At 67.1% G+C, this 20,729-nt stretch carries 19 protein-coding genes; 7 read left to right on the top strand and 12 right to left on the bottom strand.

Features of this window, described 5'->3' with window-relative positions; all coding sequences use genetic code 11:
• Nucleotides 1-27: 27 nt before the first annotated feature.
• The 6 genes from AC4LGL_RS13535 to lspA all read right to left on the bottom strand — a co-directional run bounded on the left by AC4LGL_RS13535 (nucleotide 28) and on the right by lspA (nucleotide 4,943).
• Nucleotides 28-672 carry a TetR/AcrR family transcriptional regulator gene (locus AC4LGL_RS13535; protein ID WP_491839127.1) on the bottom strand — a complete coding sequence of 215 codons (645 nt, stop codon included), beginning with the start codon at nucleotides 670-672 and terminating at the stop codon, nucleotides 28-30.
• 68 nt (nucleotides 673-740) lie between these two features.
• A complete protein-coding gene (locus tag AC4LGL_RS13530) occupies nucleotides 741-1,943 on the bottom strand; it encodes an RNA polymerase sigma factor (protein WP_491839362.1) in 1,203 nt (400 codons plus the stop codon).
• Between the two features lie 29 nt (nucleotides 1,944-1,972).
• Entirely contained in the window at nucleotides 1,973-2,332 is a 360-nt protein-coding gene (locus AC4LGL_RS13525) for a YciI family protein (protein ID WP_491839126.1), read from the bottom strand.
• Nucleotides 2,333-2,380: 48 nt separating this feature from the next.
• Nucleotides 2,381-3,280 (bottom strand): EamA family transporter RarD, encoded by a 900-nt coding sequence (rarD, locus tag AC4LGL_RS13520; RefSeq protein WP_491839361.1) that lies wholly within the window; start codon nucleotides 3,278-3,280, stop codon nucleotides 2,381-2,383.
• 50 nt (nucleotides 3,281-3,330) lie between these two features.
• Entirely contained in the window at nucleotides 3,331-4,254 is a 924-nt protein-coding gene (locus AC4LGL_RS13515; protein ID WP_088304348.1) for an RluA family pseudouridine synthase, read from the bottom strand.
• On the bottom strand, nucleotides 4,254-4,943 hold the full coding sequence (gene lspA / locus AC4LGL_RS13510; protein WP_491839125.1) for a signal peptidase II: 690 nt from the start codon (nucleotides 4,941-4,943) through the stop codon (nucleotides 4,254-4,256). Before lspA ends, AC4LGL_RS13515 begins: the two co-directional genes overlap by 1 nt.
• 53 nt (nucleotides 4,944-4,996) lie before the next feature.
• On the opposite strand from lspA, the gene AC4LGL_RS13505 reads away from it, so the two are divergent.
• Genes AC4LGL_RS13505 through AC4LGL_RS13495 form a run of 3 tightly spaced genes read left to right on the top strand, consistent with a single transcriptional unit; the run spans nucleotide 4,997 to nucleotide 6,927 of the window.
• The gene (locus AC4LGL_RS13505; protein WP_491839124.1) at nucleotides 4,997-5,932 is read left to right on the top strand and encodes an asparaginase; all 936 of its coding nucleotides are present in this window, start codon (nucleotides 4,997-4,999) and stop codon (nucleotides 5,930-5,932) included.
• Between the two features lie 23 nt (nucleotides 5,933-5,955).
• On the top strand, nucleotides 5,956-6,426 hold the full coding sequence (locus AC4LGL_RS13500; protein ID WP_491839123.1) for a hypothetical protein: 471 nt from the start codon (nucleotides 5,956-5,958) through the stop codon (nucleotides 6,424-6,426).
• Between the two features lie 39 nt (nucleotides 6,427-6,465).
• Nucleotides 6,466-6,927: a hypothetical protein gene (locus AC4LGL_RS13495; protein WP_491839122.1), complete on the top strand. Its 462-nt coding sequence runs from the start codon at nucleotides 6,466-6,468 to the stop codon at nucleotides 6,925-6,927.
• Here AC4LGL_RS13495 and AC4LGL_RS13490 read toward each other — a convergent pair.
• On the bottom strand, nucleotides 6,909-8,294 hold the full coding sequence (locus AC4LGL_RS13490) for a DNA polymerase IV (RefSeq protein ID WP_491839121.1): 1,386 nt from the start codon (nucleotides 8,292-8,294) through the stop codon (nucleotides 6,909-6,911). The two genes, AC4LGL_RS13495 and AC4LGL_RS13490, sit on opposite strands and share 19 nt — an antisense overlap.
• Before the next feature lie 33 nt (nucleotides 8,295-8,327).
• On the opposite strand from AC4LGL_RS13490, the gene AC4LGL_RS13485 reads away from it, so the two are divergent.
• Complete coding sequence (locus AC4LGL_RS13485) at nucleotides 8,328-8,546, top strand: RNA-binding S4 domain-containing protein (protein WP_491839120.1); 219 nt, start codon at nucleotides 8,328-8,330, stop codon at nucleotides 8,544-8,546.
• Between the two features lie 10 nt (nucleotides 8,547-8,556).
• Here the strand turns inward: AC4LGL_RS13485 and ileS are convergent, their stop codons facing one another.
• Together ileS and AC4LGL_RS13475 are read right to left on the bottom strand one after the other, a co-directional pair.
• Entirely contained in the window at nucleotides 8,557-11,715 is a 3,159-nt protein-coding gene (gene ileS / locus AC4LGL_RS13480) for an isoleucine--tRNA ligase (RefSeq protein WP_491839119.1), read from the bottom strand.
• Nucleotides 11,716-11,984: 269 nt separating this feature from the next.
• The gene (locus tag AC4LGL_RS13475) at nucleotides 11,985-12,551 is read right to left on the bottom strand and encodes a hypothetical protein (protein ID WP_491839118.1); all 567 of its coding nucleotides are present in this window, start codon (nucleotides 12,549-12,551) and stop codon (nucleotides 11,985-11,987) included.
• A gap of 136 nt (nucleotides 12,552-12,687) precedes the next feature.
• On the opposite strand from AC4LGL_RS13475, the gene AC4LGL_RS13470 reads away from it, so the two are divergent.
• From AC4LGL_RS13470 to AC4LGL_RS13460, 3 genes are all read left to right on the top strand, one after another.
• The gene (locus AC4LGL_RS13470) at nucleotides 12,688-13,056 is read left to right on the top strand and encodes an XRE family transcriptional regulator (RefSeq protein ID WP_491839117.1); all 369 of its coding nucleotides are present in this window, start codon (nucleotides 12,688-12,690) and stop codon (nucleotides 13,054-13,056) included.
• Nucleotides 13,057-13,105: 49 nt separating this feature from the next.
• On the top strand, nucleotides 13,106-13,840 hold the full coding sequence (locus tag AC4LGL_RS13465; protein ID WP_491839116.1) for a hypothetical protein: 735 nt from the start codon (nucleotides 13,106-13,108) through the stop codon (nucleotides 13,838-13,840).
• A 119-nt stretch (nucleotides 13,841-13,959) separates the two neighbouring features.
• Nucleotides 13,960-16,986, top strand: a complete 3,027-nt coding sequence (locus tag AC4LGL_RS13460; RefSeq protein WP_491839360.1) for an MMPL/RND family transporter — start codon at nucleotides 13,960-13,962, stop codon at nucleotides 16,984-16,986.
• A gap of 10 nt (nucleotides 16,987-16,996) precedes the next feature.
• Here the strand turns inward: AC4LGL_RS13460 and AC4LGL_RS13455 are convergent, their stop codons facing one another.
• From AC4LGL_RS13455 to AC4LGL_RS13445, 3 genes are all read right to left on the bottom strand, one after another.
• Complete coding sequence (locus tag AC4LGL_RS13455) at nucleotides 16,997-18,136, bottom strand: PE-PPE domain-containing protein (protein WP_491839115.1); 1,140 nt, start codon at nucleotides 18,134-18,136, stop codon at nucleotides 16,997-16,999.
• Nucleotides 18,137-18,264: 128 nt separating this feature from the next.
• Nucleotides 18,265-18,969 carry a GAP family protein gene (locus tag AC4LGL_RS13450; protein WP_448447743.1) on the bottom strand — a complete coding sequence of 235 codons (705 nt, stop codon included), beginning with the start codon at nucleotides 18,967-18,969 and terminating at the stop codon, nucleotides 18,265-18,267.
• Nucleotides 18,970-18,999: 30 nt separating this feature from the next.
• A complete protein-coding gene (locus AC4LGL_RS13445; protein WP_491839114.1) occupies nucleotides 19,000-20,724 on the bottom strand; it encodes an AMP-binding protein in 1,725 nt (574 codons plus the stop codon).
• Nucleotides 20,725-20,729: the final 5 nt, after the last annotated feature.

Genomic DNA, 20,729 nt, shown 5'->3' with positions numbered 1-20,729 from the left:
GTCGCCACGCGTGTCTGCGCCGAGGTTTCAGCGATCACGATCAGCGATCGACAGCAACCCGTTTCCGATGACCTGGTGCAGTTGCTTGGCTATCGCCGGCACATCAACCGGCCGACCCTGCCAGCCACTGTAGGCACCCACTCCCCACATCATCGCGTACAGCAGTTCGACCAGGGTCGCGGGCTCGGTGTGCGGGGGCAACTCGCGTCGGGTGATCGCCTCGTCGACCACCTCGCCGAGGAACCCGCGGGTGGCCGCGACCGTGGCGGCGGGCAGGTCCGGATGCCGGTAGGCCTCAAGCCGCGCATTGGCCAGGAACCCGACCACCGCCTGGTCCCGATGCCATACCGCCACCACCGCATCGATGTAGGCATACAACCGATCCAACGTTCCTTCATGCTGTTTCGCCACGCGAATGCACGAAACGACGACGTCGTGTGCCTGCTGGAGAAGTGCGCCGTAGAGTTCTTCGCGACTGGCGAAGTAGTAGTTGAGGGTCGGACGGCTCAGACCACTGCGCTTCGCGATCTCCTGGAATGTCGCCGCCGCGTACCCGCGTTCGTTGATGACCTCATAGGCCGCGTGCACGATGCGTTCACGGGTTTGCGCAGCGTCGGCGCCAACCGGCCTTCCGGGCCGACGAGCGGCCCGAGGCCCGCTTCGCACAGTCATTCAGCAAACACTATGACATTGCCAAAATGACGTCAAAAGATGCGTTCGCAAATAGTCGCTCGGCCGGGTCAGGACCCCGGCCCGGTGTGGCCGGCCGATCGGAGACCCATCAGCCGTCCGGCCAGGTAGGTCCGCACCGCATCGTCGGCGGTCAATTCGACGGCGCGGCGGTACGCCGCGGCCGCCTCGTCGACCCGTCCCGCCCGGGCGAGGAGGTGTCCGCGGGTGACCCACGCCGGCTGAAACGCGCCGGCCGCGCGGTCGGTGATCGTGTCGAGGGTGCGCAGTCCCGCGTCAGCACCGTCGATTTCGCCGTCCAGGGCCGCCAGGGCCACAGCCGCTCCCAACGACGGCCCGACCCGCATCAGCGCCCGGTACAACCTACGCAGCGCATGCCGGTCGACGTCGGGGGCGCAGTGCGCCGATTGAATCGCCGCCTCGTACTGGAACCGGCCCGGACGCGCAAAGCCGTGTGCACGGGCAAGCAGGCCTTCCCCCCGCGCGTGCAGCTCGGCGTCCCACCGATCCCGGCTCTGATCGTCCAACGCCACGAAGTTGCCGTCCGAGTCGAGGCGCGCGGGACGGCGCGCCTCGCACAGACACATCAGTGCGGCCAGACCCAGAACCTCGGGCTCGTCGGGCAACAACTCGACGAGCACCATGGCCAGGTGCAGGGCCTCGGACGACAGCGATTCGATGGCCGTGGCCTGCGGGACGGACAGCCAGTCGATCGAGTAGGCGCCGTACACCGCTTCGAGTACCTCGGGTAGCCGCGCATCGAGGTCGGCACGCTCCGGCAGGGTGAACGGGATCCCGGTGTCCCGAATGCGTTTCTTGGCCCGCACCAGCCGTTGCGCCATGGTGGCGGGGGCGACCGCGAAGGCCGCGGCGATGGCGGCGGCGTCCACCCCCAGAACCGTCTGCAGCATCAGCGGGGTACGGATGTCGGCGGCGATGGCCGGGTGGGCGCACACCAGCATCAGTTCGAGCCGACGGTCGGGAATCGCCGCCGGGTCCGCCATCTCCCCCGCGACGTCGTGGCCCTCGGTCCATGGCCCAATCAGCCGGTAGGCGGGTGATTTCCACATGTCCCGCAGTCGATTTCGCGCCACGGTCACCAACCACGCCTCGGGATTGCCCGGAACGCCGTCGCGTGGCCACCGTTGCAGGGCGCGTTCGAGCGCGTCGGCCAAGGCGTCCTCCGCCGCGGCGATGTCGCGGCTCTGGGCGGCCAGCAGCGCAAGCAGTCGGCCGTAGGACCGGCCGACCACCTGCTCGAGGCGCGCCGAGGCCGGTGTGTTCAGGGCGCGTACCAGCCCCGGCCACTGCGATAGGTCACTGCGACGGGTCTGATCTCGATCGAACCCCACGCCGCCGCCGGGCATTTCGCCGCCCACGCCAATGCCGCATCGAGATCGGGCACGTCGATCACGAACACGCCGCCCAACCGTTCCCTGGTGTCGGCGAACGGGCCGTCCTGGATCTCGGCGACACCGGTGCGTGCGGTGTAGGTCGTGGAGGCTGACGCCGACTGGAGTACCTGTGTCCCGATGAGCACTCCGGCCGCGTCGAGATCGTCGGCGTAGCGGGCGAATGCGGCCCGGGCCGGTTCCATGTCCTCGTCGCTCAGGCCCGCCTCCGGGCCCTCCTGATAATGCATGAGTAGGCAGTACTGCACGGTGTCCTCCCGGTGTCGGTTTTCAGCCTGTCACCGTGATGACGATTCCGGTTGCACCTGATCGACAAAGTCGGCCGGAACCTCGGCCGGCTTCTTGCGCAGCGCTCCGGCGGTCATGATCACCAACGCCACCCAGATGAGGGTGAACCCGATCCACCGGCCCGGCGGCATCGGCTCGTGACCGATGAACACACCCCAGGCCATCTGCAACCCAGGGTTGAGATAGAACAACAGGCCCAGTGTCACCATCGGGAGCCGCTGTGCGGCCGCGGCGAACAACAGCAGCGGGACTGCGGTGACCGGCCCGGCCAGCAACAACAGCAGCGCGTGCCAGGTGCCGTGGTCGAGGAAGTTTCCCCGGCCCAGCACCTCGAGCGTGATCACGTAACCGGCCGCAAAGGGCAGCGCTACCAACGTTTCTGTGGCCACACTGACCCGCGGGTCGGCCTGCACCACTTTCTTGATCAGGCCATAGACACCGAAGGACAGCGCGAGCACGACCGCGATGTAGGGCGGCGCGCCCAGCTCGACGGTCAGGATCACCACTGCCACGAGTGCGAGCACCAGGGCGACCGCCTGCCATCGGCTGATCCGTTCGCGGAACACCAGCACGCCCAGCAGCACGCTCACCAGGGGATTGATGAAGTAGCCGAGAGCCGCGTCCACCACATGGCCGGTGGTCACGGCATAGATGTAGGTCCCCCAGTTGACCGAGATCAACGCGGCGGCCACCAGCAGCTGCAGCCAGGTCTTCAGCGTCAACCTGCGGAGGTCGCCGAGCCGCCGGGCCACCGCGAGCACCAGCAGCAGGAACACTGCGCTCCACACGATGCGGTGGGCCAGCACCTCGGGCGCTCCCGCCGGGAGCAACAACAGGAAGAAGCCGGGGCACAAACCCCACCAGATGTAGGCACCCGCACCGTAGAGCACCCCGGCGCGGGTGCCGCCGGTCTGCTGCGCAGGTACCTGCACACCCACCGCTAGTGGCGGCGCAGAACGTCGAGGGCGGCCTGCAGGTCAGCCGGATACGGACTGGTGATCTCGATGCGCCGGCCGTCGGCCGGATGGGCGAAGGCCAGCGACCGGGCATGCAACCATTGACGTTCCAGCCCAAGCTTTTTCGCCAGCGTCGGGTCGGCGCCGTAGGTCATGTCGCCGCAACACGGATGGTGCAGCGCGGAGAAATGCACGCGGATCTGATGAGTACGGCCGGTCTCCAGGTGAACGTCCAGCAGGCTGGCGGCCTGGAACGCCTCCAGGGTGTCGTAGTGGGTGATGCTGTGGCGTCCGCCCTCGACCACGGCGAACTTCCAGTCGTGACCACGATGCCGCCCGATCGGGGCATCGATGGTCCCACTCGACGGATCAGGGTGCCCCTGCACCAGCGCGTGGTACCGCTTGTCCACGGTGCGTTGCTTGAACGCCCGCTTGAGCGCGGTGTACGCCCGCTCCGACAACGCCACGACCATGACTCCGGAGGTGCCGACGTCGAGTCGGTGCACGATGCCCTGGCGTTCGTGGATGCCCGAGGTGCTGATCCGGAAGCCGGCGGCGGCCAGCCCGCCCAGGACCGTCGGGCCGTGCCAGCCCACGGTCGCGTGCGCGGCCACGCCCGGCGGTTTGTCCACCGCCACGATGTCGTCGTCCGAGTAGAGGATGCCCATGCCCTCGATGTCGACCGGGGTGTTCTCGACCGGTGGCGGCGCCTCGGGAAGCCGAACCTCCAGCCACGCCCCGGCGACGAGCTTGTCGGACTTGGCTGCCGGCGCGCCGTCGATATCGACACCGCCGTCCTCGGCCATGGCTGCCACCGCGGTACGGGACAGCCCGAGGAGCCGGGCCAGGCCGGCGTCGACCCGCATTCCGGCCAGGCCCTCGGGCACCGGCATCGACCGGGTGGTCACTATGACGTCTCGGCCTGGCGCCCGACCGCGCTCGACTCGTCGGACTCGGCCGCAGTCTCGGGATCGGCGTCATCCGACTTGTCGGCCTGATCATCGTCCGCCGCTTTATCGTCGTCGTTCAGGCGCCGCCGCCCGACGGTATCGAAGTCGAACCCGAACAAGGAGAGCGCCACCAACAGGATCGCGCCGCCGACCACCGCGGGATCGGCCACGTTGAACACCGGCCACCAGCCGACCGAGAAGAAGTCCACCACGTGACCGCGCAGCGGTCCGGGAGCACGGAAGAAGCGGTCGATCAGGTTTCCCGTCGCACCGCCCAGGATCATCCCGAGACCGATCGCCCACCACGGGGAGACCAGCCGACGGCCCATCCAGACGATTCCGATCACCACTCCGGTCGCGATGAGCGTCAACACCCAGGTGTATCCGGTTGCCATCGAGAACGCCGCGCCGGAGTTGCGTACCAGCGTCCAGGTCACGGTGTCACCGATGATCGACACCGGCTGTCCGGGGGTCAGCAGGCGCACCGCGAGCACCTTGGTCACCACGTCGATGAACAGCACGACCGCGGCGACGGTGAGCAGCAGACGCAGCCGCCGCCGGGGCGGAGCAGCGGTTACAGGGGATGGTTTCGCATCCCCGGTTGCGTCGGTCACCGGCTCCACCGGGCCTGACGTTTCATCAGTCACTCCCCCATCATCCCAAACAGTCGAGCCGGGACAATTGCGGGACAATCTGGACCGTGACGGAGACCGTGACAGGACCTGTGGAGCCGCGCCGGCGCGTCGTCGTGATCACCACCGGCGGCACCATCTCGACCAGCACCGACGATGCCGGGATCAGGCATCCGACGCGTGCCGGGGCCGAGCTGACGGCCGGGCTGGCGGTTGACGCGGACGTCGAGATCGTCGATGTGCTCTCGACCGACAGCGCCCTGCTGACACCTGCGGACTGGGACGTGATCCGGGCAGCGGTCGGGGTCGCGGCGGCCCGCGCAGACGGCGTCGTCGTCACTCACGGAACCGACAGCCTGGAAGAAACCGCGCTGTGGCTGGACCTCACCTACGACGGAGCCGTGCCGGTGGTGCTGACCGGGTCGCAGCGCAGCGCCGACGCACCCGACGCCGATGGTCCGGCCAACCTGCAGCACGCCATCTCTGTTGCGGCCAGTCCGCAGGCCCGGGACCTCGGGGTGGTCGTGAGCTTCGCCGGGACCGTGTGGCAACCGCTGGGTCTTCGCAAGCGGCACACCGAGGAGTTGAACGCCTTCAGCGGGCTGCCCCCGACCAAGCGCCGCCCGTTTCTCGGTGAGTTGTCCGCATCGACGGCACCGCGAGTCGACATCGTCGCCGCCTATCCGGGAGCGGAATCGACCGCCCTGGACGCCTGCGTCGACGCCGGGGCACGTGCGGTGGTGCTCCAGGCGATGGGCTCGGGCAACGTGGGAACCGCGCTGATCGACGCGGTGCGCCGGCACTGCCGCGACGGCGTCGTGATCGCGGTGTCGACCCGGGTTCCCGACGGCCCGGTCGTCGCGCAGTACGGACCGGGCCGGCGGTTGGTCGACGCGGGCGCCATCGTGGTCCCTTCCCTGCGCCCAGCGCAGGCCAGGGTTCTGTTGATGGCCGCACTGGCTGCCGCGCGACCGGTCGCGGAGGTCGTCGACGCCTGGGGTTGACAGCCTGTGCTGAAATAGCGAACGTGCGTTTCCACATTGCGGCGGCAGCTGCCGTCGGCCTGTCGGTGCTCGGCCCGCTCCCGACCGCGCAGGCTTGGCCGTGGCCGCCGCCACCGGGCATCGAGGACATCAACGGCTACCCGATCGCCGAGGGCAACTACACCTCACCCACCGATTTCTACGGGCTGTACTTCCAGACCCCGGACGGTCGGTTCTGCGGAATCCTGCCCAACCGCGGTCCGGTCGGTTGCGACGCGGTGCCCGCAGATGCACCCGAGGGCATGAACCAGACCTTCGTCGAGGCCGGAGCGCCGGCCTCCTACCGTTATTCGGGGAGCAAGCTGTTCACCCGCGAGGTCGACGTGCTGCCCGCCGGCTATCGGCTGGAGAACTGGGAAGCCGCCTGCGCGGTCACCCACGAGGGCACACTGATCTGCAAAACGTCCGGCCGGCACGGCTTTTCGCTCGATGCCGCTTCCGGCGTGCTCTGGTAGTAGCCCGCGGGGGTTGACGGCGTCGGTTCAATGGAACCTATGCGCCATCACCTCATGGCAATTGCGGCGATCGGTCTACTGACGCTGACACCGGCCCCGACTGCGGCGGCGGAGCCACCGCCGGGCGCCGACGACATCGACAGCTACCCCAAAGCCGAGGGGCATTACAGCTCGCCCACCGACTTCTACGGCGTGTTCTTCCGGACCCCGGACGGTCGGCATTGCGGAATCGGCCCCAACGGCGGGCCGGTGGGCTGCGACGCGGTGCCGATCGACGCACCGGCCGGCAGCAACCAGATCTACGTCAACAGTGGCGCACCCGCGGCCTACCGTCATTCCGACACCGCGTCGTTCACCCGCGAGGTCGACGTGCTGCCCGAGGGCCACCGGCTGGAGAACTGGGGCGCCAGTTGCGGTGTCGGCTATCAGGGCACCGTGACGTGCAAGACCTACGGCGAGCACGGCTTCATCTTGAACGCCACCTACGGGGTGCTCTGGTAGTCGGCCAGGCCGCTGAGATAGTCACCCCAGTCCAGGCTGTCGACCGGATCGGCGCGGCGGAAACCGGGACTGTCGTCGGGAAACGTCCGGGCCGGCCCGGGACCGCTGGCCCGGGTTTCGAAGCGCACGGTCATCACGCCGTGGCCGGCCCCCTGGACCCAGCCGTGACCGTGGTCGGGGTGCGCGACGTCGTCGCCGATGCGCCAGCCGGTCGGGCTGCTCTGAGCAGCGTCGGCGGCCTCATGCTGGTGCGAGTCGGCGATGTCGTCGAGCTGCTCAAGATCCGGAAACAGGGATTCCTGCCTGCTGTCGGACAATCCCGAAAAACCCACGCCGACAAGGCGAATCGGGCCGATCTCCACCGGGTCGAGCAGCAACCGGCGGGCGGTGCCGATCAGGGTGGCGGCCTCGGTCGTGGCATAGGCGAGCGTCGCCGAGCGAGTCAGCGTGCTCATATCCGACTTCTTCAGCTTGACCGTCACGGTGCGGGCACCACGCCCGTCCTTCTCCAGGCGCCGGTGCGCATGTTCGCCGATCGGTGCGATCGCATCCTGTAACTGGCGAAGAGTGGTGAGATCCTCCGGAAAGGTCGATTCCGCGCTGATCTGCTTGGCCTCGGCGCGCTCGGTCACCGGGCGGTCGTCGATCCCGCGGGCCAGCCGATGCAGCGCGGCACCCACCGCCGTGCCGAGCACACTGGCGGCTTCGGCATCCGACAACGCGGCCAATGCGCCCACCGTCTCGATCCCGAGTCGGTGCAGCTTCTCCTCGGCCACCGGGCCGATCCCCCACAACTTCCGCACCGGCAGGCCGTCGAGCAACAGCGCCTCCTCGTCGCGGCGGACGATCCGGATCCCATCGGGCTTGGCCAGCCCGGACGCGATTTTGGCGATCTGCTTTCCCGAGCCGGCTCCGACGGAGGCCACCAGCCCGGTCTGCTCGAGCACCTTGGCCCGCAACTGCTGACAGAACTGTTCGACGTCGGCGGCGGTGGCGCCGACCAGTTCAACCGGTTCACCGAAGGCCTCGTCGAAGGACAGCTGCTCGAGCACCGGGACGACGCTGCGCACGGTGTCGAGTGCGCGTCGGCTCGCCAATCCGTAGACCGCGCCGCGGGGCGGCAGCACCACGGCGGGTGCACCGACGAGCCGGCGGGCCTGGTGCATCGGCATCGCCGACCGCGCGCCGTAGCGGCGCGCCTCGTAGCTGGCCCCCGCCACCACGCCGCGCCCGCCCAGGCCGCCGACCAGCACGGGTCGGCCGCGCAGGGTGGGACGCGTCAGCTGTTCGACGGATGCGAAGAACGCATCCATGTCGAGGTGCAGAACCCAGCGTCCGCCCGCGCCCGTGACCTCGGCGCCGTTCATAGTTGCTGATGCTATGGCGCTAGCCTGACTTTCATGACGCCGGATGACGTGCCGATCAGGGACGAGTCGATTCGCCTTGGACAGTTCCTCAAGCTGGCCTCCCTGATCGATAGCGGCGCCGACGCCAAGTCCGTCATCGCCGACGGCCTGGTGAGCGTCAACGGCGAGGTCGAACTGCGCCGGGGCCGCCAGCTCCGGCCGGGCGACACGGTCACGTTCGAGGACCGCACCGCGCGCGTGGCCGGCGCCTGAACCGACCGCCTCACGCCTTGGTGATCGCGACCCGTACTCCATCCCCGATCACCGAGCCCTCCAGCCCCGTCGCCGCATCTACGAATTCGAAACCGGTGGCCAGGATCTCTCCGGCGATGAGATCACGATGGGCCCGGGCCCATGGCTCGTACTGCGCCGGCACCGACATCTGCACGACGATCCGGTCGGACACCTCCAGGCCGGTCGACTTCCGCAGTTCCTGAAGTTCGCGGATGCGGTCCTTGGCCCAGCCCTCGGCCTCAAGCTCCTCGGTGACCGTGCCGTCCAGAACCACCAGGCCCGCACCGTCAGGCAGGGCCGCAGTCCATTCCGGATCGGCGGCAACCAGTTTGGCGGTGTACTCCTCGGGCTGCAGCACCACCGGTCCCGCTGTGAGGGTGCCGTCGGGATTGACCACGCCCTCCCCTGCCTTGACGGCCTTGATGGCGGCCTGCACGTCCTTGCCGATCCGGGGACCGGCGACGCGGGCGTTGACGGCGAGGTCGAACTTGCCGTAGGCGTCGATGTCATCGGTCAGCTCGACCGCCTTGACGTTGAGCTCATCGGCGATCAGATCCGCGAACGGCGCGAGGGCGGATGGGTTTTCCACCGCCACAGTCAGTTTCGGCAACGGCAACCGAACCCGCAGCTTCTTGGCCTTGCGCAGCGATGACCCGACCGAGCACACCTCGCGCACCTGATCCATCGCGGCCACCAACTCGGCATCGTGCGGCACCACGTCGGCTTCGGGCCAGTCGGTCAGATGTACCGAACGCTCACCGGTCACGCCCCGCCAGATCACCTCGGTGGCCAATGGCAACAGCGGCGCGGCCAGCCGGCAGGTCACCTCAAGGACGGTATGGAGGGTGTCGATCGCGTCGGCATCCTCTTCCCAGAAACGCGAACGTGACCGGCGCACATACCAGTTGGTCAATGCCTCGGTGAACTGTCGCAGTTCGTCGCACGCCCCGGAGATGTCGCAGGTGTCCAGCGAGTTGGTGAGATCGCCTCGCAACTGGGCCAGCTTGGCCAGGATGTAGCGGTCGAGCACGTTGGCCGAGTCCGTCCGCCAGGTGCCCTTCTTCGGCGCGTACAGCGCCAGGAAGCTGTACGCGTTCCACAACGGCAGCAGCACCTGACGCACACCTTCGCGGATGCCCTGCTCGGTGACGATCAGGTTGCCGCCGCGCAGGATCGGCGAGGCCATCAGGAACCAGCGCATGGCATCAGAGCCATCGCGGTCGAACACCTCGCTGACATCGGGATAGTTGCGCAGCGACTTGCTCATCTTCTGGCCGTCGTTACCTAGCACGATCCCGTGTGCCACACAGGTTTTGAATGCAGGCTTGTCGAACAGCGCGGTGGCCAGCACGTGCATGGTGTAGAACCAGCCACGGGTCTGGCCGATGTACTCGACGATGAAATCACCCGGGAAGTGGGCGTCGACACCGTTGTGGCCGTCGAACCACTCCCGATTCTCGAACGGATAGTGCACCTGCGCGTACGGCATCGACCCGGAGTCGAACCACACGTCGAACACGTCCTCGATCCGGCGCATCGTGGACTTGCCGGTCGGATCGTCGGGGTTCGGCCGGGTCAGTTCATCGATGAACGGCCGGTGCAGATCCGTCGGCCGCACACCGAAATCGCGTTCGAGTTCGTCGAGGCTGCCGTACACATCGATCCGCGGGTACGCCGGATCATCGGACTTCCACACCGGGATGGGGCTGCCCCAGTAGCGGTTTCGCGATACCGACCAGTCGCGCGCATTCGAGAGCCACTTGCCGAACTGGCCGTCCTTGACGTGCTCCGGGTACCAGGTGATCTGCTGGTTGAGCTCGACCATCCGGTCGCGGAAGTCGGTGACCTTGATGAACCACGAGGACACCGCACGGTAGATCAGCGGATTGCGGCACCGCCAGCAGTGCGGATAGGAGTGCTCGTAGGTCTCGTGGCGCAGCAGCACCGCGCCGTTGGCCGCGGCGGGCCCGTCGCCGTTCTTGAGGTCCCGGATGATCTGCGAGTTGGCCTCGAAGACATGCTGGCCCGCGTAGTCGGGCACGGTGGTGTCGAAGCGGCCCTTCGAATCCACCGGGGTGACCGCGACGATGCCGGCGGCGTCTGCGGTGGCCTTGTCGTCCTCGCCGTAGGCAGGCGCCATGTGGACGATGCCGGTGCCGTCCTCGGTGCTGACGAAATCAGCAGGCAGCACCTGGAACGATTTCGGCGCGTCCATGAAGTAGGTGAAGGGCGGCAGGTAATGCGTCCCGAGCAGGTCGCGCCCGGTGTAGCTACCGAGCACCTCCGGTTCCTCCCCGAGTTCGCGCGCGTAGGCGGCGAGGCGAGCCTGGGCCAGCACGTAGCGCCGCCCGTCGGTGCCCTGCGCCAGCACGTAGTCGATGTCGGGGTTGACGGCGACAGCCTGGTTGGACGGCAGTGTCCAGGGCGTCGTCGTCCAGATCAACAGGTGAGCGCCCTTGAGCGGGCCTTCGGTCACGGTGAAGCCGACTGTCACCGCCGGATCCTGGCGGCTCTGGTAGACGTCGTCGTCCATGCGGAGCTCATGGTTGGACAACGGGGTCTCGTCGTTCCAGCAGTACGGGAGCACCCGGTTGCCCTCATAGGCCAGGCCCTTGTCCCACAGCTGCTTGAATGCCCAGATCACCGATTCCATGAAGGTCGGGTCCAGGGTCTTGTAATCGTTGTCGAAGTCGACCCAGCGGGCCTGCCGCGTGACATAGGCACGCCACTCGTCGGTGTACTTGAGCACCGATGCGCGACACGCCGCGTTGAACTTCTCGATGCCCATTTCTTCGATCTGGGCCTTGTCGGCGATGCCGAGCTGGCGCTGCACCTCGAGTTCGGCGGGCAGTCCGTGGGTGTCCCAGCCGAACCGGCGCTCCACCTTGTAGCCGCGCATGGTGCGGTAGCGCGGCACGATGTCCTTGACGTAGCCGGTCAGCAGGTGGCCGTAGTGCGGCAGGCCGTTGGCGAACGGCGGACCGTCGTAGAAGACGTACTCCTCGGCGTCGGCACGGCGCGCGATGCTCGCCCGGAAGGTGTCGTCGGCGCCCCAGTAGTCGAGCACCTCGAGTTCCCGCTCAGGGAAGTTGGGTGCCGCCGGCTTGGGGTATCCGGCCGACGTTGAAGACTCCGATTGGGCAGTCACTGACGCGTCTCCTGTGCCTCGTCTGTCCAGGCACGGGGACGACGTCGCGCGGGTGCGCAAGCGCCGCGGTACCACCCCGCTTGCGCGCTGTCACGCAGCGCGCCGCTCAACTTTCAGGCGATCACGAGCCCACCCGTCCGGTTCTACTGAGCCGCGGGCCTGAAGCACCCGAATCCCGCAACTGTTCTTCCGAAGGCTCCCCGGTGATGGCCGGATCAGCGCCGATGCGCCCAGTCTAGTGACCACCGCAAATCGTTGAGAAATCACACCTAACCGGAGGTGACCTCGATCAGTGCCAGCGGGAACTGCTCGGACAATTCCTGCACCGTGCACTCGTCGAACCCGCGGCTGTCGAACCGCCAGTCCAGGCTCATCGTGGTCGCGCTGTCGCAGCGGATATGCAGCGAGAGCGGATGCTCGCACTGACCGGCCCGCGGCCCCTCGCCGTAGGCGAAGGCGATGTCCGCCGGCGGATGGTCCCCGTTGTCGACGACGGGCCGGGCCGCCGCGAGCAATTCGGGCCCTGACAGGTCACGACGCGACACGCAGGACACCCCGACGCGGCGATATCCGGCGCGCTCGGGACCGGTGACGACGTCGACGACCAGCACACCTTCGCCGATCGTGCGGGCGACCGTCCGGCCCAGTGCAGCCAGCAGCAGCTCCTCGGCAGTGCAACCCATCGCGATCTGGGCTTCGTGCACCTCCGCGGACAACACCTCATCCAGCGAACTGGACACCGACGCCAGATCTGCGACAACGGGGGGCCCCGCGGTGCCGTAGTCGGCGATCCACGAGCTCGCGCCGTATGCATGGGGCAGGACGGAAACAGACATAGCTGTAACGGTAGCCAGAGAGTCCCAAAAATGGGAGAGCTGTGCCAAAAGTCTGACATCGTTGTCAATTACGTCATTGCTGGCTTCGCTGCGGTTCGCTGTGACCAACCCCGGGCACGGGGTCTATTGTGTTCTGATGCCGCGAACCGACGAGAACGGCAGGCAGCTCAAGGCCCTGCTCGACTATCTGCTGGATGGCGAGGTCGACGCCAAGGCCGTGTACAGCGCGCTGGGCGTGTCCAGTAGCACGTACTACCGGCGGGTGAAAGAAGCCGACTACCCGAATGCCGAGGAATTGCGGCAGGTGGCCGACCGCTTCCACCTCAGCTATCCCGACCTGCAGATTCGGTTCGGGCTGATGAGCCGCCAGGAAGTCTGGCACTACATGGAATCGTCACCGGTGACGGTGGCACCGGCGGATACCGCCACCCGTGTGCGCCAGACGGTCCACCGCCCCAAGAGACTGTCCCAATTGACCCCGAGATCCGACGCACCCCCGCTGTGAGCAACCCGCACGTCAGCTGAATCCGCAACACAGTCCGAGGCAGATCGTTATGTCCGTCGCCACACTCATCCTGATCACACTGTCCTGCATTCTGTGGAGCCTGTGGATCAGGAGGGTCACCTGGTCGTGCCGGTGGGAGGTGGCCGCCACCCTCAACATCGCGCTCCAGGGGCTGGCCGTACTCCTAATGTCGCCCTGGGCCTCGGCGACCATCGGGCAGGTCCTCTACGAGCTGACGGGCAAGTGGAATGTCGAGGACTACATCGGTCACGACTGCTACATCGTGGCCGCCTCGGCCATCGTGTACAACTCCCTGGGCCGGCTCCAGGACGACAACGCCATGCAGCGCTCGTTCAAGCAGTACGTCGAGCGCCCGGCAACGATCTGCATCCCGGTCCTGCTGGCCACCTTCTCGATGGGCAACGGCGCCGCGGTGTACCGGGCCGACTTCTTCCAGGTGCCCACCGACTTCTGGCTCAGCGTGTACTGGATCATCCTGTGCGGCACCTTGATCTACCTGCTGGGCTACGGTGCCCGCGCCATGCTGATCCTCCGCAAGGATCCGCGGTCCCGGCGGATCGCCAACATCTATCTGTTCGCCTCGATCAGCGGCGTACTCGCATGCGCGACACGGATCGTCACGTCGCTGGTTCCGGCGCTGCAACCCATCGAGAACGGCCGTCTGGTCTGGATTTTCGCCTGTGGCTGCGGTGCGATCTTCGCACTCGCGTCCGCGCATTCCTGGCGGATCAAGACGCGGTGGCTGTCCCCGAGCAATCGGTGAGGTCGAGGCGCACATCAATTCACTGTCCCCACGGCACCGCCCGCTGCCGTCCCGCTCGCCCGTAGGATCGTAAAGTGCCGTCGCCGACAGAATCTACGAGCACGGCCGAACACTCCTCGCTGTTCGTCCGGCTCGGCTCAGTCATCGTGCGATGGCCGTGGATCGTCATCGGAATCTGGTTGGCCATCGCCGCTGCCCTGCCCCTGACATTTCCGTCGTTGACCCTGATGGTGCAGCAGCGTCCGGTCGCGATCCTGCCGTCGCACGCGCCGGTCACCGTGGCCACCCGTGAGATGACCGAGGCGTTTCACGAATCCGGCTCGGAGAACGTGCTGTTGGTCGTGCTCAGCAACGACAAAGGCCTGGGCCCGGCCGATGAAGCGACGTACCGCACGCTCGTCGACGATCTGCGCAAGAACCACACCGATGTCGTGATGCTGCAGGACTTCATCAGTGCCCCGCCCCTGCGCGAATTCATGGCCAGCAAGGACGGCAAGGCCTGGATCCTGCCGGTAGGCATCGCGGGCGACGTCGGTTCACCACAGTCATACGCGTCGTATACCCGTGTCGCCGACATCGTCAAGAACAGCGTGCAGGGCGCCGAGCTGACCGCGAGCCTCACCGGACCCGCCGCGACCGTCGCCGATCTCACCGACATCGGCGAACGCGACACGACCGCCATCGAGATCGCCACGATCGGGATGGTTCTGGTGATCCTGCTGTTGATCTACCGAAATCCGGTCACGATGCTGCTGCCCCTGCTCACCATCGGGGCCTCGCTGGTGACGGCCCAGTCGGTGATCGCGGGCCTGGCCTACCTGGGCATGGGAATCTCGAACCAGACCGTCGTGTTCCTGACCGCCATGATGGCCGGCGCCGGAACCGACTACGCCGTCTTCCTCATCAGCCGGTATCACGACTATCTGCGCGACGGACTGGAATCCGACCGCGCGGTCGAACAGGCACTCGGCTCGATCGGCAAGGTCATCGCCGCATCCGCCGCCACGGTCGCCGTCACCTTCTTGGGCATGATGTTCGCTCAATTGGGCCTGTTCTCCACCGTCGGCACCGCACTCGCCGTCGCCATCGGCATCGCGTTGTTGGCCGCGTTGACGCTGTTGCCCGCCGTGATGGTGCTGGTCGGGCGTCGGGGTTGGATTGCCCCGCGCCGTGACCTCACGAGCCGGATCTGGCGACGGTCCGGTATCCGCATCGTGCGCCGGCCATGGTCCCATCTGGCCGCCAGTCTGGTCGTCCTTGCGGCGCTGGCCAGTTGCGCGACCCTCGTCCAGTACAACTACGACGACCGCAAGGCGCTGCCGGCGCACGCTGAGAGCTCGATGGGTTATGCGGCGCTGGAGGACCACTTCCCGATCAGCTCGGCCATTCCGCAGTACCTGATCGTCCAGTCCCCGAACGAGTTGCGTACGCCCCAGGCTCTGGCCGACCTGGAACAGATGGCCCAGCGGGTGAGCCAGCTCCCCGGGGTCGCGGTCGTGCGAGGTATCACCCGGCCGACGGGAGAATCGCTGCAGCAGGCACGACTGAGCTATCAGGCCGGCGAGGTCGGAACCAAGCTGAACGACGCGTCGACCCAGATCAACGGGCGCGCAAGCGATCTCAACCGGCTCACCGACGGTGCCGATACGTTGGCCACCAGCCTGCTCGATGTGCGCACACAGGTCACCCGCGGCGTGGCCGGAGCGCGGGGCCTGGTCGACGCCCTGGCGACAATGCAGAAGCAGGTCGGCGGCAACACGACGCTCCAGCAGATCGACAGCGCGGCAAAGCTGGTCAGCAGCATGCGGGCGCTCGGCGACTCGCTCGACACGAACTTCGCCGATCTGACCAACGGCATGCCGTGGATCGATCCGGTCCTACGGGGTCTGGACACCAGCCCGGTCTGTCTCACCGACCCGGCCTGTCTCGAGGCCCGCGGATCACTGCGCCGACTGGCCGCCGCCCGAACCGACGGTACCTTCGATCAGATCGCCGCCCTGGCACGGGATCTGCGGGCGACCGATTCCATGCAGACCCTCGAGGACACCGTCAAGAAGCTCAGCGCCACCATCGACACCGCGAGCAAGGCCATGCAGTCCATGGGGCTGGCCAATCCGGCCCAGGCGCGATCACAGCTCAGCACCCTGCAAAACGGCGCCGACAACCTCGCCGACGCCAGCAGACAGATCGCCGACGGAGTCTCGCTACTGGTCTCCGAGACCAAGCGGGTGGGTTCGGGGCTCGACGAGGCGTCCGCATTCCTGCTCAACATGAAGACCGACGCCGCCAGCCCACCGATGTCCGGGTTCTACGTGCCCGCACAGATTCTGACCCAGGACGAATTCCGTAAGGCCGCAGCGACATTCATCTCCCCCGACGGGCATACCGCGCGTTACCTGATCCAGACCGACATCAACCCGTTCGGCACCGAGGCGATGAACCTGGTCAATTCGATCGGTGACACCGCGCGGAGCGCCCTGCCCAATACCGCGCTCGAAGGGTCCTCGGTGTCTATCGCCGGATATCCGGCGATGCTGCGCGACACCCGCGACTTCTACAACCACGACATCCGGCTCATCATCGCGATCACCATCGCAGTCGTGCTACTGATCCTGGTCGTCCTATTACGTGCGTTCGTCGCGCCGCTCTACCTGATCGCCTCGGTGGTGATCTCCTACCTGTCGGCCCTGGGTATCGGTGTCGTGATGTTCCAGTATGTCCTCGGCCAACAGTTGCATTGGAGCGTGCCCGCACTGACCTTCATCGTGCTGGTGGCGGTCGGCGCCGATTACAACCTGCTGCTGATCTCCCGAATACGCGATGAGTCGCCCCACGGCGTGCGGTCGGGTGTGATCCGTACCGTCGGATCCACGGGCGGCGTGATCACCGCGGCCGGACTGATCTTCGCGGCATCGATGTTCGGCCTGTTGTTCGCAAGTATCACGACGGTCGTGCAAGCCGGATTCGTTGTGGGCGTGGGGATTCTGCTGGACACGTTCCTGGTCCGCACGTTGACCGTGCCCGCCATCGCCACGCTGATCGGCACCGCGAACTGGTGGCCGTCGGATTTCGTCACACGTCAGGTCGACCGGTTGCGCAGTCGACTGAGGGTAGGGGTAAAGCAGGAAGCCGAGCCCGGCAACTGAGCCGAGCCGGCTAGCCGATCCCTGGGAACAGGTTCTTCACCTGTGCAGCCGCGTTGTCGATGTTGGCCTGATCAGCGGGGCTCACCTTGATGCCCTGCACCGCCTTGTCGATGTTCTCCTGGTCGGTGCGGCTCAGCTTGATCGTGGGCTGCGACGCGGGAGCCTGCTGTGGCGGCAGTTCCGCCAAGCCGGTGCCGGCCTGCCGCAACCAATCCTCGACGTTGGCCCGGGCTACGGGATCGATGCCGGTAGCCGGGGCACCCGGGTAGTCGTTACGCGAGTAGCCGGCGTCCACCATGGGTCGCACCACGCCGTCGAGCTGGTCGACCAGTTCGTTGGGAACTCCGAGATCGCGAAGCGGTCTGGTCAGGGGCAGGAGCTGGGTCGGCAGGAAATACGCCGTCTGCGTCGCCCCCTTGGAGTTGACCGTGACGAAGATGTTCTGCGGCGGCACTTCCTCACGGGTGGAGTACGACGTCTCGGTGTGCAGATATTCCAGCGCGACAAGCGAATTCGCGAGCGCCAGGAAGTTGTCCGGCCGATCGGGGAAGTCGGCGATGAAATCGTATTCACCCACCACCAAGGTGGTGTCGTACTGGCTCTCCACCGGACCGCGCACGGTGTAGTCGATCAGCGGCACGTACGTTCCCGGCGTCAGCGACGACAGGACCGAATGGCTGAACGGTGTCACCGACTGCGGGGGCCCGAACAATGTGAAGGACACGCCTTCTGGGGCGCGCGCACCAGGATCCTGCGACAGGCGCGCCAGCGCCTCGCTGAGCACCAGCGCGCCCTCGGAGTTGCCGACCACCACGGTCTGGCCGGGAGTGTTCTGCAGCGCGGTCTTCAGGTTGCGCGCACCGATGTCCACCGAGTCGCCCACGCTGTCGGTCGAGATGTCGTTGCCGGGCCACAACTTGTCCGGCAGCCGGCCGTACACCATCCCGGCGGGATACTCGACGATGCGCCGGTTCGCATTCGGGTAGTAACCGCGGCCCACCTTGTTGGTGATCTGGTCCCACGGAATGCCGGGGCCGCGGGCGCCGCCGAAGATCAGCGCGTTCTCGGCGGACGCGGTTCCGGCGCCGAACACCGTTCCCGCGGCGACGAGGCCGACGGCGAAGGTTCCGGCGAGCAGGCCTTGCGGCACGCGGCGGACGGCATCTCGTGACCGCCTCCGACCGCGGACCGCTTCGCGACGCCGACGTCCTCCGTTGACTCCAGGCATCCTGCCGTCTCCCTTCTGAGCACCGCCCGTCGGCGGTGTCATGCTGCCGCTCATATCCCCAGCAGACCGATCGTGATGAACAAAGCACCTGCCGCAGTGAGGATCATCGCTACGTCGCGCCGCGTGCACGAACGGATCCAGGTGTGCACGCGGGTCATCCACACCAGCGTACGTTGCGGCGCGATCAGGTAACTCAGGAGTGGGATCTCCACGAGTGCAAATGCCACCAGGTTGAAGGCGATCACCGCGCCAACCTGTGTGCCGGGTGCGACACCGGAGGCGTGTATGACGGCCAGTGCCGCCAGGTAGTCGACCGACGGCAGCGCGATACCCAGCCCGCTGACGCCGGCCACCCACAGCGAATTGCCTTGCATGACCGCACGTATCCGGTCTCGCAGACCGACGCGCGGCGCCGCCACTGCCACCTGGCCGGAGCCGGATTCCTCAGGCGCCGGCTCTGCCTTTTGCGCCCGCCGCGAGCCCACGTTGGCGGCCACCAATACGGCGGCGACCAGGGCGAGGATGCCGATCCCGATCTGCATCCTCGGCACGGTGAGCGTGCCTGCGGCCAGCGGTGCGGCGTCGAGGACCAGCAACGCCGTCCCGCCGACCACCAGGCCCATGAGGAACCCGCCGCACAGGAACGCCAGCAACTGATGCACCGGCCGGGGACGGTTCAGCATCAGCACGGTCAGCCCGATCCGTACCGGTTCGAGGCTGACCGCGATGGCCATCAGCAAAAGGGTTGCCCACATGGTGGTTTCAGCGCTTCGGTTCAGCCCCGATCAGGCGTCCAACCTCGCAAACTCCTGCCGGCGGTACAGCTCGGCACTCGCCTGCCGACGGACCTTGCCGCTGGTGGTGATCGGGAGCGAGCCGGGGGCCACGAGTGCCAGGTCGGCGGGGTTGAGTCCGTGCGCCGTCGAGATGGCGGAGATCACTTCGCGTTTCATCAACGTGAGACGCTCGGACAGGGCCTCCGGGCTTTCGTCGGAACGCTTCTTGACCTCGATGACGGCGACCAGCTTTTCTTCCTCTTCGTGGTTCACCGCAATCGCAGCGACCCGCCCACGGGAGATCGCCGAGACCGTGGCCTCGATGTCGTCCGGGTAGTGGTTGCGCCCGCGGACGATCAGGAGATCCTTGACCCGTCCGATGATGAACAACTCGCCTTCGGAGATGAAGCCCAGATCGCCGGTCCGCAGCCATGTTCCGTCGGGGACGCCGTCGACGGTCGCGCCGAAGGTCTCCTGCGTCTCGGCGGGCCGGTTCCAGTATCCGGCCGCGATGTTCTCGCCCTGCGCCCAGATCTCACCGATCATCCCGGCGGGCATCTCGGTGTGGGACTCCGTATCGACGATCCGTACGGCCGGGCTGTGCGGTGTCCCGTAGCTGATCAGCGCGGTTCCGCTGGCACACCGCTCGGCGTGCCCGGCGGCCAGTTTCTCGGGCTCGAAGTTGGCCACCACCGGCGGCTTGCCCGGCTCGCGCGTCGCGACGTACAGCGTGGCCTCGGCCAGACCGTAGGACGGACGAATCACCTTGCCCTGCAGATTGAACGCGGCGAACCGCTTGGTGAAGCGTTCGACGGTCGCATGGTGAACGCGCTCCGCGCCGCTGATGATGCTCAGCACGTTGCCCAGGTCGCAACCCGCCATATCGTCATCGGTAGTCTTGGCCGAGGCCAGGTCGAAGGCGAAGTTGGGTCCCGCGGTCAGGCCGGTGGTGACGCTGCCGAGCTGCTGCATCCAGCGTGCCGGCCGGGCCAGGAACGCCAACGGACTCATCATCACGGTGCGCCATCCACCCAGGATCGGCGCCACGATGCCCGCCATCATCCCCATGTCGTGGTACAGCGGCAGCCACGTGACGACGGTCGTGTCGGCCGGCGGCACGCGGTTGTAGTCCGGATAGAAGCTGGCCATCATCTGCTCGAAGTTGGCCGTCAGGTTGCGATTCGAGACCATCACGCCCGCGGGAGTCCGCGTCGAGCCCGACGTGTACTGGAGGTACGCGGTCTCGGGGGCGGCTTCGCGCCTCAGCCGTACCGCCTTGCGGGAATCGAGGTCGAGCTTGTCGACCTCGAGCACAACGGGCGCCGGGTTGCCGTCCTGTGCCACCGCATACGGGGTCACCGTCCCGGAAATGGCGGACGTGGTGAGGATGACGGTGGGCGCCGCGTCACGCAGGACCGCGGTGACCCGCTCGTCGTGGGCGCCGATCATCGGCGTCGACAGCGGGACGCAGACCACCCCGGCTTCCAGTGAAGCCAGGAACGCGACGATGTAGTCGAGGCTCTGCGGTGCCAGCACCACCGCGCGGTCCCCCGCTGCGGCGTGGGTCTGCAGTTCCCCCGCCAGATTCCGGATGCGTCGGTAGAGCTGACCCCAGGTCAGGGTCTCCTCAACGCCATCCCAGTCGCGTTCGTAATCGACGAAGGTGTAGGCGATGTCATTGGGCTGCATGCTCGCCCGCTCACGCAACACGCCGTTGAGTGTTGACTCAGCCATCGAGT

The organism is Mycolicibacterium arcueilense (assembly GCF_058536225.1).
This window is presented reverse-complemented; position numbering and strand designations above follow the sequence as displayed.

Excerpts from the sequence above, each read along its gene's own strand:
- AC4LGL_RS13470 (WP_491839117.1), top strand. The coding sequence starts at position 12,688 with ATGCCGCGAACCGACGAGAACGGCAGGCAGCTCAAGGCCCTGCTCGAC.
- AC4LGL_RS13535 (WP_491839127.1), bottom strand. The coding sequence starts at position 672 with ATGACTGTGCGAAGCGGGCCTCGGGCCGCTCGTCGGCCCGGAAGGCCG.
- AC4LGL_RS13485 (WP_491839120.1), top strand. The coding sequence starts at position 8,328 with ATGACGCCGGATGACGTGCCGATCAGGGACGAGTCGATTCGCCTTGGA.
- AC4LGL_RS13475 (WP_491839118.1), bottom strand. The coding sequence starts at position 12,551 with ATGTCTGTTTCCGTCCTGCCCCATGCATACGGCGCGAGCTCGTGGATC.
- AC4LGL_RS13450 (WP_448447743.1), bottom strand. The coding sequence starts at position 18,969 with ATGTGGGCAACCCTTTTGCTGATGGCCATCGCGGTCAGCCTCGAACCG.
- AC4LGL_RS13525 (WP_491839126.1), bottom strand. The coding sequence starts at position 2,332 with ATGCATTATCAGGAGGGCCCGGAGGCGGGCCTGAGCGACGAGGACATG.
- AC4LGL_RS13465 (WP_491839116.1), top strand. The coding sequence starts at position 13,106 with ATGTCCGTCGCCACACTCATCCTGATCACACTGTCCTGCATTCTGTGG.
- AC4LGL_RS13490 (WP_491839121.1), bottom strand. The coding sequence starts at position 8,294 with ATGAACGGCGCCGAGGTCACGGGCGCGGGCGGACGCTGGGTTCTGCAC.
- AC4LGL_RS13445 (WP_491839114.1), bottom strand. The coding sequence starts at position 20,724 with ATGGCTGAGTCAACACTCAACGGCGTGTTGCGTGAGCGGGCGAGCATG.
- AC4LGL_RS13495 (WP_491839122.1), top strand. The coding sequence starts at position 6,466 with ATGCGCCATCACCTCATGGCAATTGCGGCGATCGGTCTACTGACGCTG.